The following is a 16,617-nucleotide window of genomic DNA, read 5'->3' on the forward strand; positions in this document are numbered from 1 at the left end:
ATAATTTTTAATTTCGAGAGGGGGCTTTGGGTTTTACGAACTTGAGAGTCATGCGATCGCTTTCCCCAATGGCGAGGAAGCGTTGCCTATCTTTTTGTCCTTCGCTCAAGGTCGGAGGTAGTGTCCAGACTCCACCTGGATAGTCTTTAGTATCCTTTGGGTTGGCGTTAATCTCTGATTTGCCCACCAACTTGAAGCCGGCTTTCTCCACAGCAGCAATTACCCCATCAACAGACATATAGCCAGTTTTGATACTCTCTTGTAAAGAAATACCTGGTTTGGCACGGTGTTCTTCTACTCCCAAGATGCCCCCCGGCTTGAGTGCTTTGTAAGCCGCTGAGTAAACCTGCTCGGCATATCCAGCCTTAACCCAGTTGTGGATATTACGGAAGGTAAGAATCATGTCCACGGAATTGTCTGGGGCTAGGGAAAGTTCATTTGGGGGATTAATTTCAACGACTTTGACCTTACCAAAAATCTTTGGCTCACCTGCTAGCTTCTGTTGGAAAGCCAAAGCCTGTTTACTCGTGCTGGGAGCAAAGTTGGTAACTATGAATTGTCCCTTTTGCTGTAGAAACGGGGCGAGAATCTCGGTATACCAACCACCCCCCGGCCACAATTCAACCACGGTCATATTCGAGCGCAGACCGAAGAATTCAAGAGTCTGGGCTGGGTGACGGTACTTGTCTCGGTCACGATTTGCAGCAGAGCGATGACTGCTGGTAAGTACAGTTTGGAGCGTGGTTGTATGGTCAAAAGCTTTGGCTTGTTCGCTCTCGTCGGCTAAAACACTGGTGGGCATTATGAATGCCAACAAAAAAAAACCTAGAGTTAGGGCTTTTAGCAAGCCTTGGTGGCGGGTGGGATTTTGTGCAAATTTCATAACTGTTTTTTCTACTTTCCGCTTCAGCATAAAGGCAAATAGAGTTCTCATAAATGGTGAGTATTGCACACTTTTGTACTATTGTTTCTGACAAAACTGGAGGGAATGCAATGTGATGCGATCGCTGATAAATTTTCCTCTTTGAATCGAGGGCGATCGCAATCAAGAAGTTTATGCATGGCTCTGGGTTTGAGTATGAGTAACTGCTAGACTGATTAATTCACCCAATAAGGTGAATGTTTAGCCTTTTTGCAATTGCAGATACTGCATTAGCAAAGATGACAACATCTTTACCAAAGCTCGAAAGAGCGAATAATGCAGATTTTCTCCAGCGATGTTGTAGAAATTATGCAAAAATTAGCTAAATAATAAGGTTTGACAATTCTTTTAGTGACAGATGATAACCGGATTCTTGATATTGCCGATCGCATCGTCTATATGGAATATGGTATTGATGTCAGGGCAAAAGCGAACGCCGCTTAATCTAACCAATTTATAACCGTTATTCTGATATTCTTCCCCACTCGAATATGACTCAGTTAATCTCGCCACCCCAAGAACCGATTGATGGTGCTGTACCGGATAAAAAAAAGGGTAAACTGTCTCCTGCTCTGCTTATCCCCGTAGCCCTATTACTCATAGGTGCAGGTGTAGCAACTTGGTTTTTTCTCTTACCGCACTCGGAAACTAACGCGCTGCGATTGAGCGGTCGCATTGAAGGCTATGAAACTGATATTGGTGCAAAAGTAGCGGGTCGAATCGAGTCAGTAGCAGTGCGAGAAGGGGATGCAGTCCATAAAGATCAAGTGATTGTGAAGTTGGATGATGCAGAGATTCAAGCACAACTTCAAGGCGCAGATGCCCGTTTAGATTCCATTCGCAAACAAGAAGAACAGGCGCGGTTGCAAATCAATATCCTAGAAAGTCAGATTATGGAAAATCAGCTTTCTTTACAACAGGCGCGAGGAGATGCCAAAGGTCAGATTTTTCAAGCTGAGTCATCGGTTGCTTCCAGTCAGGCGCAACTAAATCAAGCGATCGCTCAAGTAGAACAAGCCAAATCGGAATTGAAACTCACGCAAATAAATCGCGATCGCTACACTAAATTGGTTGCTGACGGAGCTGTTACCCAGCAACAATTTGACCAAGCCCAAACAAGCCTTGAAACTGCCCTTGCTACCCTGAAATCACGTCAAGCAGCAGTAGATTCTTATCGAAAATTAGTCAATTCTGCCCAAGGACAATTGACCCAAGCCCAAAGCACAGCGTTAAATCCTTCTATTCGTAACGCCCAACTAGGTGGGTTACGCGCCCAATTAGCACAGACACGCTTAAAATTAGCCGCAGCTCAAGCTGATGTCGCTAATGCCAAAGCTTCCCAGCAAGAAACTAAAGCCCAGATTGCTTACCTGAATGTGAAAAGCCCAATTGAAGGCGTAGTCGTCAGCCGGAGTGTAGAACCAGGAGCAGTTGTTACCACTGGCAAAACCTTGCTCACAGTGATTGATCCCAAAACAGTTTATTTACGTGGTTTTATCCCCCAAGGCGAAATTGGAAAACTGCGAGTTGGTCAGTTAGCGAAGGTATTTCTAGATTCAGCACCCAAAGAACCCTTGAGTGCTAAAATTGCTGCCGTTGACACCGAAGCATCTTTTACCCCTGAGAATATTTATTTCCAGCAAGACCGGGTTAAACAAGTTTTTGGCGTCAAAATCACCATCGACAATCCCAATGGATTCGCCAAGCCAGGAATGCCAGCAGATGCTGAGATTAGCATCGTACCAGAGGCAAAAAAATGACCTTTGCTATATTCCAATTCCCCAATCCAAAATTCTATGACTACCATCACACCATCTGCTGATCTGGGCGATTCACTAAGTCATCCCCAAATTGGTGCAGAAGTAATTCAGGTAGAAGGTTTATCCAAACGTTATGGAAAATTAGTCGCGGTTAAGGGAATAGATTTTGCCGTCCAACGGGGAGAAATCTTTGGCTTAATTGGCCCTGATGGTGCGGGAAAAACAACCACCTTCCATATTTTGGGTGGGGTCATGGAAGCATCTGCTGGCAATATCCAGATTTTAGGCAAACCACCCCGCGATGCTCGTTTATCTATTGGTTATTTGACACAGCAATTCTCACTGTATCTCGACTTGAGTATTGATGAAAATCTGCGTTACACTGCGGGATTGCGGGAAGTTCCCGAACAGCAATTCTTTGGGCGTCGTCAGAAATATCTGCGATTAATGAGTTTGGATAAATTTGGCGATCGCTTGGCTGGTCGCCTCTCTGGTGGGATGAAGCAGAAATTAGCTCTGTGCTGTGCATTGATTTCTCAACCCGAAATTCTCCTGTTGGATGAGCCAACTACAGGAGTTGACCCGGTATCTCGGCGAGAATTTTGGGATGTTCTCGCCGCCATTGCCGCAGAGGGAGTGACAGTAGTTGTGGCGACACCTTATTTAGATGAAGCCGAAAGGTGCGATCGCATTGCTTTAATGTATGAAGGCGAAATTCAGCAAATTGGCACCCTTTCTCAGTTGCGAGAGAGTCTGGGTTTGCAGCGTTTGGAAGTTCGGACTCAGCACATTGAAGCAGCTGAACGAGTATTACATGAGGCGACAAATAGCAAACAGACATCAATTGTCGATGTGCAAACCTTTGGCGATCGCCTGGATGTACTAGTTAAAGATGTCGCAGTCGGTACAGCCGCAGTTGAAACAATTTTCACTCAGCAGCGGCTACAACTTGACAGCATTCAAACTACTGACGCTACCTTAGAAAACGTTTTTGTTTCCCGTCTGCGTGCAGCTGGGAATGACCCAGAATTTATGGCTTTTCCCAGTACAAAAAGAAGGTCTGAGGAAAGAGGAATTACATCTATTGCTATTGGTGCAAATAGACTCAGAAAGGTATTTGGTGACTTCCAGGCAGTTAAGAGTGTAGATTTGGAAGTTAGCTATGGTGAAATTTACGGGTTGCTAGGAGCGAATGGTGCGGGAAAGACAACTACGATTAAGATTCTCTGCGGTCTTTTAGAACCAACATCTGGAAAAATTTCTTTAGCTGGACAAACTCAGAATCTGCGTAGTAGGGCTGTGCGCCAACGCATCGGTTATATGAGCCAAAAATTCACCCTCTACGATGATTTGACTATTATCCAGAATCTGGAATTTTACTGTGGAGTTTATGGTGTACCAAGTCGGTTACGCCGCACCAAAATTGATTGGGTACTTGCCACCTGTGGTTTAGTTGGCAGAGAAAATATGCTCACAGGACAACTACCAGGAGGATGGAAGCAACGGGTAGCTTTTGGCGCTTCAGTGATGCACGAGCCAGAAATTTTGTTTTTAGATGAACCGACATCAGGAGTAGACCCCTTAGCACGTCGTCAGTTCTGGCGATTGATTAATGAGTTTGCCAGAGCAGGTACAGCAGTACTGGTGACTACCCATTATTTAGAAGAAGCAGAACAATGTAACAGGATGGGGTTTATGGTGGCGGGTGAAGTGGTAATACAGGGTTCGCCGAGTCAGATTAAAGCTGCTCAACCTGGTCAACTGGTGGAGGTAGTGACCGATAAAATCCAAAATGCCTCTAATTTACTCAAAACTCAGTTGGCACCGTGGCGGGTATCGATTTTTGGCGATCGCTTACATCTTGTTCTCGATCATCCAGACTCAGATATTCCTTATATCCGCTCAATTTTACAAACACAGCAGATCAATATTCGCTCTCTACGACCTATTCCCTTTTCTCTTGAGGATGCATTTATTGGTATTGTGCAACGGACTCAAGAAGAGGAAAAGGGGCAGGGGGGAATTAATAACTAAGGAAAAATGACCAATAAAAATGAAACGAATTTTTTCTCAATGTCGCAAGGAATTAGCCCAATTTCAGCGCGATCGCTTTACTTTAGCACTAGCATTCCTCCTACCATTTATCAGCTTAATTATCTTCGGTTTTGCTATTCGATTAGAATCTAAAAACATTCCTTTATTCGTACAAGATTTTGACATCAGTCCCCTCAGCCGTGCTTATACTGAGCGTTTATTTGCGACCAATCAATTTGAACAAATTAATAATTATAGCTTTTCGCTTCTGAATTCAAATGCAAAGCCTAAAATCCAAAATCCTGAATGGGCAATTGATCAGGGACTTGCAAAAGCTGCTGTGGTCATTCCCCCAGATTTCAGTCGTCGCATTAAATCTGGTTTAATTAGCACAGTACAAATTTTAGTTGATGGAACTGATGTTAATAACGCACGAGTTATCAAAAACAGTATTCAAGCAACAACAAGGTTCTTTCTTCAACATTCTGGTTTCCAACCTTCATCTGATAAAGTTATTGCCCATATCCGCCTCTGGTTTAATCCAGGAAGAAAAGAGTCTCTTTCAATAGTACCAGGTGTTTTTGCAGTGATTTTGTGGATTTTTCCCTCATTATTAACAGCAATTACTATGGTGCGAGAAAAAGAAAAGGGGACAATATTACAAGTATATACTTCTAGCCTCAGCGCTGAAGAATTCCTTTTAGGAAAAGCTTTAGCTTACCTACTAATTGGAATTAGCGAAGCTTCACTTATTATGATCATGAGTGTAATAATTTGGCAATTGACATTAGCTGGAGATCCAACACCATTATTAATGGGTACACTAATGTTTTTGATAGATAGTACTATGTTTGGTTTATTAATTGGGATTCGCTCTCCCACTCAAAATGCTGCCGTCCAGACTATTGCGTTACTAGGTTTTTTGACATCTTTATTACTAAGTGGATTCATTTATCCGCTTAGTAATATACCCTTTCCACTCTCACTAATTACTTATATTGTTCCAGCACGTTATTATATTGAAATTACTCGTGATGCCTATGTACGCGGCACTGGGTGGGCAGGGGTCTGGTTATCATTTTTAATGCTAGTTATCTTAGGGTTATTGCTATTTAATGCAGCCCGTGGGATATTAAAACGAATGCAATTACCAGATTAATCATTACCTGAATATTATATTTATTCTTTTATACAGCAGTTTGCAACTAAATCAAGTACAGTACCTCACCCTGAAAGCCAGATATAAAGCTTCTTTAACTCCTGTAGAGACGCGATTAATCGCGTCTCTCCTCCTAACTCTTGTACAGACGCGATTAATCGCTATATATACCCTTTTTATAATTTAGAACTAAATTAACTATGAAATTAATCCAAAAATTGTTCAATAGCCGATTCTGGAGTTTAGCAATTAAAGAATTTCACCAAATATTGAGGAGTAAAGAAACACTAGTATTATTGATAATTCCTCCCACAATTCAAATGCTAATTTATGGGTTTTGTCTGAATCCAGATGTGCATTATCTAAAATTAGGAATCGTTGATTATGCTAATACTTATGAAAGCCGAGAGCTAGTTGCTGAATTAACTGAAAATAAAGTCTTTGTAGTTGAAAAATATATGTTCAACGATCAGGACTTAGGTGAGCAAGTGCGACAGGGAAAAATCACAGCAGGATTGGTAATTCCCTACGATTTTAACCGCCATTTATCCGAAGAGAAACCAGCCGACATACAGGTTTTAGTTGATGCAGTAGATGCTAATACTGCTGGGATTGCTCAAGGTTATTTAAATCAGATTATTTATCAATTTAATCAGCGTTTTTCATCTAATCAAGCACCAGCATTAATTAACCCGGAAACAACCTTTCTTTATAATCCTGGACTAGTGAGTAGTTGGTTTTTCATCCCAGGAGTTTTAGGAGTAGTTTTAACACTAATTAGTTCTCTAGTTTCTTCAGTCACAGTTGTCCGAGAAAAGGATACAGGAACTCTGGAACAACTGTTAATGACTCCAGCTGAAGCTTGGGAAATTTTGTTAGCTAAAATTGTGCCGCTGTTTATTCTGTTGATGGGCGATGTCATCTTAGCTTTAAATTTGGGAAGATTAGTTTTTGGAGTGCCTTTTCGAGGCAATGCTTTTCTATTTTTAGGACTATCAGGACTTTATTTATTTGTAGGAATTGGCATTGGGATTATGCTGGCAACAATATGTCGTACTCAGCAACAAGTTGTACTGACATCATTTTTTATTAATTTACCATTGATTCAACTTTCTGGTGCGATCTCTCCCGTTGAAAATATGCCTTTAATATTGAAGTATATATCGCTACTAAATCCTCTACGTCATTATGTAGCGATTGTCCGGGGGATACTGCTCAAAGGCTCAGGTTTGGACGTACTTTGGTTGAATGCGATCGCACTTTTGGTTTTTGCAATAGTACTTTTATCTATCAGTATTAACCAATTTCGTCGTCAACTAAGCTAACCTTCATTGGTAGCTTAATTTAGGACTAGCAACACTTATCATCAACTTTTAGCACTGCCACAATATTTAAGTCAAACTATACTGCATATAAACCACTACCGATCATTTTTTTCGTTTCCAGCCAAAGGCTAGAAATGCATTAAAAGCGGCTTTGCCGCAAATTCAGGAGGCGGCAGCCCGTACATTAGCCATTCTCAGTCAGAGACTGGGAACTAGGTAACTATGACTGCTGAGGAATTGTTGCAACGTTACGCTGCCGGGGAACGGGATTTCAAAGGTGTTGACTTGAGTGGAGCTAACTTGAGTGGAGCTAATTTGAGTGGGATTAATCTGACTAACGCTGACTTAAGCAGCATCGACCTGACTGGATCGGATTTGACTGGGGCTGATTTGAGTGGCAGTAACTTGATGTACAGCTGCGAGGTGTGAGGCTCATTGGTTGCAAATTCAATAGCACTAACCTCTTGGAAGTTGAATGGCGAACCACCGATTTTACGGATGTCAAATTGTCCGGAGCCATTAATTTCTACTCTGGATTGCTGGAGAACGTTTTGCTTTGCAACACCACGATGCCGGATGGCAATGTCATCACTGAAGAGACTTATTGGGAAGCCTGAATGATGGTAGGTTTCTGTGCTTGCTAGCAGAGAATAAACTAACGCATCTCCCTTGCTATTGCTATCGATATTGCTTGACCAGTTACTTTCGATATAAAAAAATTGAGTATTTCTAACAGGTAAAATCTATGTAAATTACTTTTTAAAATATCTTAATATTTCTCAACTAAGTTTAAAAAATCTTGGGATTGGATTAAGAATGAATTAAGAGCGATCGCTTTGTAAAGGTTAATTGATATTTCTTGTCAAACAGCGGAAGAAGTTAGAAACTAAGAATACAACACATGCAATTATTTTATGACTGCTATTTCTAGCCTTGAATTCAAACGACCAATTTGGCAAACTGCGATCATATTGACTTTGGGCTTTTGGCTCAGTGCTAGTCTAGTTTTAGACTGGGTAATTATGCCTAGTCTTTATCTTTCTGGGATGATGAGCCAAGCAGGTTTTACGACAGCAGGCTATACGATTTTTTGGAATTTCAATCGGATGGAATTATTATCTGCTGCTGTAGTATTGACTGGGGCACTAGCTTTGGGCAAAATCCGATATCACTGGCGTATTGGCAGTATTGTTTTATCTGGGCTGCTACTAACTATAGCTATGCTTGACACCTATTTCTTAACTCCGCAAATGTGCGCTATAGGAGTTCAACTCAACCTATTTGAAGCTGCTGCTGCTATTCCATCGACAATGAATTTACTACACGGCAGTTATTGGGTACTGGAAGTAGTTAAGCTGGTGGCTGGTGGTACACTTTTAAGCTGGTGCTGGCGGGAGCAATTTTAAGTAAATGACGAAGTATAACAGTGAGATTATTCACTTCTAAATCTCACGTCAAAGACGCAAAGAATTTCTTTGCGTCTTTTTGCTACATATATCTTATGAGTTAATGAATGCGATGTCTACCACGGGCTACGCCTACGCGTACAACTTCGTATTTATATTTGTGACTTTTAAAACTTGAGATTCTTATGGTAAATTGCTACCATAAAATGATTCACTCATTTATAAGTGTAATTCAATAAGCAGAGAAAATTATCTTTTACTGTACATTTTCAGTCTTTCAGGACATCTGAACAAATAAATACTAGAAGATTATATTAATTAGTTTTCATGTTTACTTTACTGATTTATCATGAAGTTTATATATTTCTGCTAACTTTTTTTGAAAATTATAGTAATCTGAATTTTAGTGAGTACGTTACTTGTTATCTACCATCTAGCTGAAAATAGCTATTTTGCAGGTATGTACTAGCAATCAAGAACATCGCTGTAAGTTCTTGAATTTGTCACTCCAGTGTAGGGTGACTATTTAGCCCCACACAACATTAGAACCCGTTTCCAGTGCTTATGAAGAGATTCCCTTCTGCTGATTTAGTCGCCTGTGCATCTCACCACACACCATCATGGCGGCAATTATCAGCTAACTCATTTTTGGTCGGAGGTTACCATTCTTGTTGTGCAAGTGATAATTTTGCCCAATCCCAACACTAAGAGTTGCTCTACAATCACAAACCTAAGTAAGACATTGAACTCTTTATTGGGGATTAGAGACTGAGAACTGGGAAGATCAGGGGCAAAACAACTTTTGTAAGATAACTAAGTATCTGCAATTTTAGGCTGCAAAATACGGATAACAATGATACTTTTGTGACTGATGGGCGAGAGCCAATGGTGTGTGCGTCACATTTAAGCTACTGTTAGATCGGCTAGATTAGCGAAAGATACAGAAAACCAATCTAATTTTTGAAATACTATATCCTGGCAACCAGTCAGGCGATTTTGCTATTGGGCTATAACATGAATTGGTTTAGTTGTAATTCGTGCCTTATAGCTTAACAGAGATTGGTGAATTAGGAGTTGGGGGGTGTGGAATCTCTGTACTAACTCAAATGTGACCGCTATATTTATCTGATAGTGCTTCCAACAAAGTCGCGGTGAATTCCGATAAGGTAATTCACTAATTTTGCCTGCAAATGTTAATTTTATTCCAGAGCCATCCCAATGAAGACACTTCCGATTAGTAGATACAGATTTTTCCAAAAGCTCCAGCCTTTACCTCTGTTGAAAAAAATCACTGGTAAGTCGGTTACTGGTTGTTTGCAGGTGTTTAGCACGTCAGGCTGTTGGTCTATATATGTGGACGAGGGTAAACTCATTTATGCCTCCTACTCAGAGAAAATGTTTGAGCCGCTTTACAGGAATTTGCAACGCTTGAGTCAGGAAATTTCTACTCTCCCTGGCGGAATCAAAGAACAGTTGCGGGCGATATTTGAAACTGGTATTGAAAATCAGGCAATACCAAACCCAGATTATCTGGCTATTTGCTGGTTAGTCAATCAGAAATATATCAGTCCCTTCCAAGCGGCGATACTGATAGAGGAACTGGCCTTAGAAGTTCTAGAGTCTTTTCTGAACTTAGAACAGGGGAGTTATGAATTTATTCCTGAAAGCTTTCTGGATGACATGCCAAAGTTTTGTCATCTAAATCTCCGCTTATTAGTTGAACGATGTCAAACACCCCGAAGCGTTAGCGTCTCTGAAAGAGAAGCCTCTCGTAGAGAAGCGGCTTATCATCAGACATCGCCAACTTCTCAATCGCACCCCTCACAATTGTTCCAAATAAATGAGCTGAAACCTAAAACTACACCAAAGTCGTCTAAAACAAACAGCTATAAACCACCAGCTTACTCTATTAATACTAATGAACATAGGGATCAACGAATCACCCAACCACCTGTTGATAAAAAAGTCTACACAATCCTTTGTATTGATAACAGTCCTACGGTATTGAATGCTATTAAGAGTTATTTAGATGAGCAAACCTTTTCTGTTGTTGGAGTCACGGATTCTTTAAAAGCTTTAATGCAGATTATTCGCACAAAACCCGACATAATTTTGTTAGATATTTCAATGCCTAATTTAGACGGATATGAACTCTGCTCTTTGCTGCGTAAACACTCACATTTTAAAAATACACCCGTGATTATGGTGTCAGGAAAAGTAGGATTTCTAGATAGAGCTAAAGCTAAGATGGTCAGAGCATCAGGCTATTTAACTAAGCCTTTTACACAAGGGGATTTACTAAAAGTAATCTTTAAACATATCATTTAATTTATTAATATAATAAGTAACTCCATGAAAGCCAACATATTTTTTTGGAGATTTAAGGTTGGTTCTTACCTAAATTGCTACTATTATAGTTATAAAATATTGTCTGATTAAATTGAAATTAATTAGTCATTATCTCAGCGCTCAGGATAAAATGTAATTAAAGTAATTAGTGCTAAATAAGCTCTAGAAATAATCTTAGAAGAAAAGCCTGATGCGATTGTTACGGATGTAGTAATACCAGGAATAAGTGAATTTGAATTGTATCGCTTCATCAAAACAAATCCGACCAATCAAAAAGCAATACGCTTGGGTTAGCGCCAAAAACCTTTCAGGACTTAGGGAAAAACTCTCTAAAACTCTTATTCCTACCCTGCGGGTTCGCTCTTAGCGTTCTCGCAGAGTAGCCGCTGCTGCGTCTATGTGTCCTTTGCGACGGCACTCGCTCATAGGGGAAACCCCCAGACGCTCTCTACGAGACACGCAAGGGACGCAGGCTCGCTACCGCTGCGCTATGCGCGGCATCATCTCCCCTTCTCACATTGGGAGAGGCTAACGCCTGCCGTAGGATGCCCAAAGGGCTGTAGGGAGAAGACCGCGCTGCCTCCCCTTTGCTCACTACGAACCTTTTTTTGGGTTGAAATTGACAACTTTAATAGCTCTGAGGAAGTGATGCCTCCCCCAGTATTTCCAAAAGCGATCGCTCCATAACTTCACTGACAAATTTATTACCTTGTAAGTTGAGGTGAATGTGATCGTGATACAAACCTTGCGGGTTGGTAGTTGAATTGAATAGTGGTAAAAAATCTATATACTTAATTTGCTGTACTTTGGTAAAATCGTTCAAGCGCTGCCGTGCTCTAATTTCGTAATCGCGGGGGCCTAATTCACCAATTTCTCGCAGCAAGGGAGTCATGACTAGTATAAATTGGCTGTTGGTTTGGCGAGTCAGGGCTTGAATTTTGCTGATCGCCTCTAGATTAATCCCAACGCGATCGCCTGCTTCATTATGCACTGCTTTCATTTCCGGAATTGGCTTTTGCTTGACGATATAACGTTGCCACACTTCCACTAATGCCAGGGGAGGTTTACTGTCGGGATAGTTGCGATCGCGTCCTACCGGCAAGGAAGTGGGAGGAGTAGCAAACAAATCATCGGTATTAATTAATAACACTACCACCTGCGCGTTGAAATTGCTAAATTTCTGTAAATAAGCTAACTCGTTCCTTGGGCCCCAAGAGTTAGCTGAAGCATTCAGCACTTCTACTTCCTGATAATTACTATTAGCGAATGATGCCAGAGAACGCATCATCATCGTGGATATTGTATTAGTCTGATCTGTCCACCAGCCACCATTAGCAATAGAATCCCCTAACAGTAAAACTCTCAGCCCAGAAGGTGCAGGTATCTTTTTGATCGGACTACCTCGCATAGAATACTCATTAATTTCAATGCGATTACCAAAACGACGGGTACGCTGGTTAGGAGCCAATAAATAACCAATCTGCTCATCACCAATGTAAATCAGGGGATTACCAAAGCCAAAGAGCGATCGCAGTCCGATCTCAACTACCACAAACAATCCCACAACCACCGCCAAAATTACGATCAGCGCCACTTTCACCTACTCACACCCTTTTATACCGAGTTGCTTTTCAACGATCGTAACTGACGCATTGGGCATTGGAAAGAGGCAGAGGGGCGTGGTGCAGAACGGAAAACTTTTTTCCCCTACTTCTTCCCGACTCCCCAGGCATCTGACTAAGCGGATTAATATCTATTGAAATGTGTTTAATAAGCTTTAAAAACAGCAATTACATGCTTATTAACTGTTTATCTAATAGTTTACCAACGTTTTGATATATTTGGGCTACTTTTGTGTAAGAGTATAGCAGTGTTTTCTAGTGATTTATTTTGTATTATAGGTATTACTATAGCTACAATTTTGAGCGTTTTATCAATTAATTTCGCAAAACTTCGCAATTTTTTTTTCGGGGGTAGGGTAGGATGATCAAAATAGCCACACGTAAATATTTAGGCAAACAAAATGTCTATGACATTGGGGTTGAGCAAAACCATAATTTTGCGATCAAAAATGGCTTAATAGCTTCCAATTGCTTCAATAAATCCCATTCGACTGCCTATGCTTATGTAACTTATCAAACAGCATATTTAAAAGCTAATTACCCATTGGAATATATGGCGGCACTGTTGACGGCAAACAGTGGCGATACAGATAAGGTACAGAGATATATTACTAACTGTACTAATATGGGTATTTCTATAGATCCGCCAGATATTAATCGTTCTGGGGTTGATTTTACACCGACAGCGGGAAAGATTCTGTTTGGATTTTCGGCGGTGCGTAATGTGGGACAGAATGCGATCGCCTGTATTTTGGAGTCGAGAAATGAGATAGGATTTAAATCCCTTGCTGATTTTTGCGATCGTGTCGATTTACGTGCTGTTAACCGCCGGACTCTGGAATCGCTGATTTATTGTGGAGCCTTTGACAAAATTGAACCAAACCGCCAACAGTTAATTAACGACTTAGAATTAGTGTATGATTGGGCACAATCTCGCGCTAAAGATAGAGCCAGTGGTCAAGGGAATCTTTTAGATTTATTAGGTGACGGATTTTCTTATACTCAGAATAAAAAAGCAAATAATGCCTTTGAAACTGCTCCCAAATCTAAACCTGTGATGGATTTTACCCCACAGGAAAAGTTGCAAAAGGAGAAAGAATTATTAGGCTTTTATGTATCAGATCATCCCCTGAAATCCTTACGGCAAATAGCACCACTTTTAACTCCAATTAACCTTTCGCAACTGGGAGAACAAAAGGAAGAAATAAGGCTTTGTGCAGTTGTCATGTTGAATAACGTGAAAAAAGTGGTTACTAAAAAAGGCGATCAGATGGCAATTTTGCAAATAGAAGACCTAACTACACAATCAGAAGCTGTAGTTTTTCCTAAAACCTATGAACGCATTAGTTCCCTACTGCAAGTTGATACTAGATTGATTATTTGGGGAAAAGTAGATCGACGCGACGAGCAAACTCAATTTATTCTAGAAGATGCAGAACCAGTGGAAACAGTGCAAATGGTGATGGTGGAATTAAATCCCCAGCAAGCAGGTAATATCGAAGAACTACATCGCTTGAAAACAATTTTGCAAGAACAGTCAGGAGACAAAGAAAAGGCAAAAATGCCAGTGATTGGAATTATCCAAACTGAAAATTCTCGTAAACTTGTTCGTTTGGGTTGGCAATTTTCCGTACAAGATTCTAGAATAACTGTTCAAGCTTTGCAAAACGCCAGTTTTCCTGCTCATCTAAAATCGTTAACTAGTAGCTGACGCCAAGACTGAAAAGTTCACTAATACTGAAAAGCAGCTAAAAAATCAGTTTTACTGAACTGTCAACAGTAAATAGACTTAAGTACATAGGATTCTGATCAGTTTTTTAGTTACTTCTGCGGATGATGATTTCCGTTAGAAAATAGTATCTTTTTATGCCAAGGGACTTGAGGCTGCGATCGGGGGAAGGAGTTAGAACTTGATGATTGTCAACGAGCTAGATAAATTTGTTTCATACTGTAAAAGAATTCAACCCCAAACTCAGGAGGACATTCAAAAGTTTTTTGAAGGAGTAATCTTGTTTCCTTATGATAAGGAACTTCTATTACAAGCTTATTTATTTCTGAATATCAAAGAGTTGTTTCCTTCATGCGCCCAACTGCTGTTATTTGAAAAATCTCCAATTTCAGATTATACAGATTTAGGGAAGTGTGATTTTGTCTACCTGACCTTTAAAGGTAGTCTGTTTTTAATTGAAACTAAGTTTATTGATACAGAAGCAACGGGAGCGACAGAAAGAAAAAGAAGAAATAAGCATAGAAACAAGGTATTTGAGCAAGTTATTACTTTAAAAGGTCGATTTAGTGAATATTGGAATATGAGGCTAGATCAATTAGAGTGCGGGGTTTTCACAACAGATGCAGAAGTTGCTTGGCGAGGAAATGGTGTAAATGTTGTATCTAAATCAATATCTATAGATAATCTCGAAAAATGGCGAAGAAGTTATCACACTAGTGAAAAAGGTTATCAAGTAAGCAAAATGGCAGTACAAAAACCGAATTAGTCTTCGTGATGCAAGTCAGTTAGTTGCAGTTTCGTTTTTAATTTTCGCTAAAACTGAATCCCTACCACTTTAGTCTAATTTTTAGCAATTTTTAATTTTACAAGCATAATTCTGCCTGACGATGCTTTCATCTTCGTAGATAGTATGATGTATGTAAATAATCGTTACGATATTACAATACGGTTCAGTTAGTCCTAAAAATCTTAAGCTGCGTAGGTTGGGTTGCAGCAAGATACCCGTAGGGTATGAAGTGAAACCCAACAATTAACGCTTAATGTTGGGTTTCGTTCTTCAACACAACCTACGATTATTCTTAACTGAGCCGTATTGTACGATATTATTGATATTAATGTCAAACTTTTAATAACAAGTTAATCTTAAAACTTTAGTTGTATATTCTTAACCTTAACTTAATTATATTACCGGAATCTTTTCATTATCAATCACAAAATTGGTAGCAATCAAGTTGAAATTAAAATAGCAAATTCTCAAGATAAATAATTCCTGAAACACCGATAAATATGATAAAGAAAATTTCAACTTTAACGAATTAGTAACCAAATACCTTTGTAACCAAGTATTTATCACAGCATTCTATATAGTTTGAGCTTCGCTGGTTCAGTTCTCCAACTATTAATTCTATTGAATCATAATAACAAATATCTTACCTATGACCTTACCAATGGGCCTTCAGGTAAGAGAGTTGATGACTTTTCTGCTCCAGAAATGAATCTTAAAGTTGCCTTGGAAAATGGCAAATTAGTTGATCAATCAACTGTTATAGAGGGGAGTATTCAGCGATACCTACGGTACACTGCGTGAACGCTCGTTTTTTGCCAATCTCACAAAATCACATTGCTCCTATCTACCAGTAACACTGGAATTTTTGCGCTATTCCTTGGTTGACTCTTCCTTTAAAGCAGACCCAAGAAGATGCTGATTTGCCTGCCGAACCTTAGCTCTTGCCTCATCATAGAGGAAGGGTAAATAGGCATACCGCCGTCCTTGAGTTATAGGTGTCGCTTCGTGCAACAGGGAACAGGAAAAGACGATAGCTCCACCCACAGGCGGTTGATAGGTTTGCTGACCAAATTCTGGAAATCGCAAACATCCACCTTCGTATTCACCCGTATTCAGATTCAATGACACCGCAAAGCAGGGATGAGCAGTCCCTTTCGTAGTATTGTCCCGGTGGGGTCTAAAGTGTCCACCGATTTGGCTGTCATAGCAAGCAACAATGTGACGCTCCATTCGGCTTGCTTGAAACTGAAAGGCTTTGAAAATTTCGGTTCTTTCAATTCCTACTCAGCCTGGTTTTCGGATGCAGCGTTTTTTAAAGAAAGTAGCATTACTAAAATCTTATCGGGGTATAACAACGATTCATAAAAATTTCGCCATTTGGTGTGAAATGCTTTACTTAGACAAAAACAAATGAGAGATGTTTTCTGTACTTAAACCCTTGGCTGTCTTATTGGTATCTAATAACGAATTTGAAAGCTTGAACCCCACCATAATCGTTAAGGAATAAACGCAAATAAGCTAAAA

General features: G+C 40.1%; 13 protein-coding genes and 1 pseudogene. 11 read left to right on the forward strand and 3 right to left on the reverse strand.

Annotated elements, in window-relative coordinates:
* Nucleotides 1-7: 7 nt before the first annotated feature.
* Nucleotides 8-883 (reverse strand): class I SAM-dependent methyltransferase, encoded by an 876-nt coding sequence (locus tag V7K46_RS02845; protein ID WP_335110850.1) that lies wholly within the window; start codon nt 881-883, stop codon nt 8-10.
* A 333-nt stretch (nt 884-1,216) separates the two neighbouring features.
* Between V7K46_RS02845 and V7K46_RS02850 the strand changes: the two are divergent.
* The 9 genes and pseudogenes from V7K46_RS02850 to V7K46_RS02885 all read left to right on the forward strand — a co-directional run.
* Nucleotides 1,217-1,366: pseudogene (locus V7K46_RS02850) on the forward strand (ABC transporter); the annotation flags it as partial.
* A 47-nt stretch (nt 1,367-1,413) separates the two neighbouring features.
* Entirely contained in the window at nt 1,414-2,682 is a 1,269-nt protein-coding gene (locus V7K46_RS02855) for an HlyD family secretion protein (protein ID WP_335110852.1), read from the forward strand.
* Between the two features lie 36 nt (nt 2,683-2,718).
* Nucleotides 2,719-4,716, forward strand: a complete 1,998-nt coding sequence (locus V7K46_RS02860) for an ATP-binding cassette domain-containing protein (protein ID WP_335110854.1) — start codon at nt 2,719-2,721, stop codon at nt 4,714-4,716.
* A 19-nt stretch (nt 4,717-4,735) separates the two neighbouring features.
* Nucleotides 4,736-5,875: an ABC transporter permease gene (locus V7K46_RS02865; RefSeq protein ID WP_335110856.1), complete on the forward strand. Its 1,140-nt coding sequence runs from the start codon at nt 4,736-4,738 to the stop codon at nt 5,873-5,875.
* Nucleotides 5,876-6,075: 200 nt separating this feature from the next.
* Nucleotides 6,076-7,200 carry an ABC transporter permease gene (locus V7K46_RS02870; protein WP_335110858.1) on the forward strand — a complete coding sequence of 375 codons (1,125 nt, stop codon included), beginning with the start codon at nt 6,076-6,078 and terminating at the stop codon, nt 7,198-7,200.
* 222 nt (nt 7,201-7,422) lie between these two features.
* The gene (locus V7K46_RS02875; RefSeq protein WP_335110860.1) at nt 7,423-7,629 is read left to right on the forward strand and encodes a pentapeptide repeat-containing protein; all 207 of its coding nucleotides are present in this window, start codon (nt 7,423-7,425) and stop codon (nt 7,627-7,629) included.
* Nucleotides 7,626-7,817 (forward strand): pentapeptide repeat-containing protein, encoded by a 192-nt coding sequence (locus tag V7K46_RS31925; RefSeq protein ID WP_442939799.1) that lies wholly within the window; start codon nt 7,626-7,628, stop codon nt 7,815-7,817. The genes V7K46_RS02875 and V7K46_RS31925 overlap by 4 nt, the downstream gene beginning before the upstream one ends.
* A gap of 297 nt (nt 7,818-8,114) precedes the next feature.
* Complete coding sequence (locus V7K46_RS02880) at nt 8,115-8,606, forward strand: hypothetical protein (protein WP_273769091.1); 492 nt, start codon at nt 8,115-8,117, stop codon at nt 8,604-8,606.
* Between the two features lie 1,218 nt (nt 8,607-9,824).
* Nucleotides 9,825-10,934, forward strand: a complete 1,110-nt coding sequence (locus V7K46_RS02885; RefSeq protein WP_335110862.1) for a response regulator — start codon at nt 9,825-9,827, stop codon at nt 10,932-10,934.
* Between the two features lie 649 nt (nt 10,935-11,583).
* On the opposite strand, the gene V7K46_RS02890 is transcribed toward V7K46_RS02885, so the two are convergent.
* Nucleotides 11,584-12,555: an SGNH/GDSL hydrolase family protein gene (locus V7K46_RS02890; protein WP_335110864.1), complete on the reverse strand. Its 972-nt coding sequence runs from the start codon at nt 12,553-12,555 to the stop codon at nt 11,584-11,586.
* Nucleotides 12,556-12,938: 383 nt separating this feature from the next.
* Here V7K46_RS02890 and V7K46_RS02895 point away from each other — a divergent pair, with 383 nt between their 5' ends.
* Both V7K46_RS02895 and V7K46_RS02900 read left to right on the forward strand, forming a co-directional pair.
* On the forward strand, nt 12,939-14,288 hold the full coding sequence (locus V7K46_RS02895; protein WP_335110866.1) for a helix-hairpin-helix domain-containing protein: 1,350 nt from the start codon (nt 12,939-12,941) through the stop codon (nt 14,286-14,288).
* 202 nt (nt 14,289-14,490) lie between these two features.
* The gene (locus tag V7K46_RS02900; protein ID WP_335110868.1) at nt 14,491-15,072 is read left to right on the forward strand and encodes a hypothetical protein; all 582 of its coding nucleotides are present in this window, start codon (nt 14,491-14,493) and stop codon (nt 15,070-15,072) included.
* A gap of 891 nt (nt 15,073-15,963) precedes the next feature.
* Here the strand turns inward: V7K46_RS02900 and V7K46_RS02905 are convergent.
* On the reverse strand, nt 15,964-16,323 hold the full coding sequence (locus V7K46_RS02905; protein WP_335110870.1) for a 2OG-Fe(II) oxygenase: 360 nt from the start codon (nt 16,321-16,323) through the stop codon (nt 15,964-15,966).
* Nucleotides 16,324-16,617 lie beyond the last annotated feature (294 nt).

It is taken from the genome of Nostoc sp., assembly GCF_036917395.1.
Lineage (GTDB): Bacteria > Cyanobacteriota > Cyanobacteriia > Cyanobacteriales > Nostocaceae > Nostoc.

Bases quoted from the DNA above. Each gene is read 5' to 3' on its own strand.
- V7K46_RS02905 (WP_335110870.1), bottom strand. From the start codon at position 16,323: ATGGAGCGTCACATTGTTGCTTGCTATGACAGCCAAATCGGTGGACAC.
- V7K46_RS02855 (WP_335110852.1), top strand. From the start codon at position 1,414: ATGACTCAGTTAATCTCGCCACCCCAAGAACCGATTGATGGTGCTGTA.
- V7K46_RS02885 (WP_335110862.1), top strand. From the start codon at position 9,825: ATGAAGACACTTCCGATTAGTAGATACAGATTTTTCCAAAAGCTCCAG.
- V7K46_RS02865 (WP_335110856.1), top strand. From the start codon at position 4,736: ATGAAACGAATTTTTTCTCAATGTCGCAAGGAATTAGCCCAATTTCAG.
- V7K46_RS02900 (WP_335110868.1), top strand. From the start codon at position 14,491: ATGATTGTCAACGAGCTAGATAAATTTGTTTCATACTGTAAAAGAATT.
- V7K46_RS02895 (WP_335110866.1), top strand. From the start codon at position 12,939: ATGATCAAAATAGCCACACGTAAATATTTAGGCAAACAAAATGTCTAT.
- V7K46_RS02860 (WP_335110854.1), top strand. From the start codon at position 2,719: ATGACTACCATCACACCATCTGCTGATCTGGGCGATTCACTAAGTCAT.
- V7K46_RS02880 (WP_273769091.1), top strand. From the start codon at position 8,115: ATGACTGCTATTTCTAGCCTTGAATTCAAACGACCAATTTGGCAAACT.
- V7K46_RS02870 (WP_335110858.1), top strand. From the start codon at position 6,076: ATGAAATTAATCCAAAAATTGTTCAATAGCCGATTCTGGAGTTTAGCA.
- V7K46_RS02875 (WP_335110860.1), top strand. From the start codon at position 7,423: ATGACTGCTGAGGAATTGTTGCAACGTTACGCTGCCGGGGAACGGGAT.
- V7K46_RS02845 (WP_335110850.1), bottom strand. From the start codon at position 883: ATGAAATTTGCACAAAATCCCACCCGCCACCAAGGCTTGCTAAAAGCC.